Source organism: Rhodococcus sp. (in: high G+C Gram-positive bacteria) (genome assembly GCF_049286785.1).
In the GTDB taxonomy this organism is placed as follows: domain Bacteria; phylum Actinomycetota; class Actinomycetes; order Mycobacteriales; family Mycobacteriaceae; genus Rhodococcus_F.
Genome location: NZ_JBAQEO010000342.1, coordinates 1 through 1,650 on the forward strand (window position 1 = coordinate 1; position 1,650 = coordinate 1,650).

Genomic DNA, 1,650 nt, shown 5'->3' on the forward strand with positions numbered 1-1,650 from the left:
GCCTGCGCCAGGTCAACGAAGAACTGGGCACTGCCCTGCTACTGGTAGAACAGAACGCCGAACTCGCTTTGGACATCGCCTCACGTGTGTATCTGCTCGAGGTCGGTTCTGTAGCAGCGTCGGGGACAACGGAGTCGTTCCGTGCGAACAACTCCATCCGCCAGGCATATCTCGGCTACTAGGACGGAATCATGGAAATTCTGCTGTCACGCCTGTTCGCCGGAACCACAGCGGGCGCGCTCTATATCTTGATAGCTCTCGCCCTGGTGGTTGTGTTCCGGAGTTCGTCGACCATCAACTTTGCGCAGGGTGAATTCGCCCTGTTCACTGCCTATATCGCCTGGTGGCTCAACAGTCACGGTGTCCCCATCTGGGTCGCGCTGATCCCGATCATGGTGCTGGGCTTCGGTATGGGCGCGCTCGCCGAGCGCTGGCTGGTTCGCTCAGTGCGACGAAGGGACGAGAACGCGGTCCTCATCGTGTGCCTCGCCTTGTTCACCGGACTCAATGGCCTCAGTGGCTGGATCTGGGGATCAGAGGACAAGGTGTTTCCGCGGATGTTTCCGCACGGCGAGAACGATTACTTCTCGATCGCCGGGGCACGCCTGCACTACGACTCGATCCTGATCATGGCCGTCACGACAGCCGTCGTGGTTGCGGTCACCGTGATGTTCACCAAAACCAACCTGGGATTGCAGATGCGTTCTGTAGCAACCAATCCGGAGTCGGCGGCGCTGTGTGGGATCAAGGTCGGTCGGATTCTGACGCTCAGCTGGGGTATCTCGGCTGCGATCGGCGCACTGGCCGGTGCGATGATCATCCCGATTCTGCCGCCGGGCCAACTCGGATTGAGTGGCATGTTTCACGTGCTGATCTTCGCCACTGCCGGCGCACTGCTCGGTGGTTTGGACAGCATCAAGGGTGCCGTCGTGGGCTGCCTGGGCCTGTCCATCGGGTTGTCTCTGCTCAATGGGTATGCGACGTTCCTGCACGGTTCGTTGTCCTTGACGATCGCCCTCTTGGTCATTGTCGGTGTCCTCGTGTTCAAGCCCACCGGTCTGTTCGGTGCCCGTCAAGTGGAGAGAGTATGACTACCGCGATCACAAACTCCGCGAACCGAGACACCTCGGTCGCGAATTCGCTGGGCGCTAACCGTAAACGGGGTCCGCGCTTGATCGAGCGTGGATCGACGACCTACCGGATCCTGATCGGAGTCGGCTTCGCGGTTGCGGCGGCCGTGATCGCTTGGGGTGGCTCGCTCGGGCCGTTCGAGCAGGGCCAGCTCACCCGCGTCGCGATTTATGCGATTGCGATCGCCGGTCTCAACATCGCCACCGGGTATCTCGGACTTATCTCGGTCGGGCACTCGGCCTTCTTCGGACTCGGAGCGTTCACCACCGGGGTGTTGGTGGTCAAGTACGGATGGTCGCCGCTCTCCACCATGCCTGTGGCACTGCTGATCTGCTTCGTCGTCGGTCTGATCGTCGGGCTTCCTGCCCTGCGAATAAAGGGGCTTTACCTCGCCACGGTGACGCTGGCTTTCGGTGTCGCGTTCCCTGAAATCATCGCCTACTTCAGCGATTTGACCGGCGGCTCGAAGGGCATGACGATCCCACGAGGGTTGCTGCGTCCGCCGAGCTGGTCCGGCTT

Annotated in this window: 2 protein-coding genes and 1 pseudogene; all 3 read left to right on the forward strand. The window is 61.0% G+C overall.

What is annotated here, in order from left to right; all coding sequences use genetic code 11:
- Positions 1-182: pseudogene (locus tag WAW17_RS12965) on the forward strand (ABC transporter ATP-binding protein); the annotation flags it as partial.
- Positions 183-191: 9 nt separating this feature from the next.
- Positions 192-1,091, forward strand: a complete 900-nt coding sequence (locus tag WAW17_RS12970) for a branched-chain amino acid ABC transporter permease (protein WP_422333372.1) — start codon at positions 192-194, stop codon at positions 1,089-1,091.
- Positions 1,088-1,650, forward strand: a 563-nt coding sequence (locus WAW17_RS12975) for a branched-chain amino acid ABC transporter permease (protein WP_422333373.1), incomplete at its 3' end; no start/stop codon positions are given. The genes WAW17_RS12970 and WAW17_RS12975, both read left to right, overlap by 4 nt.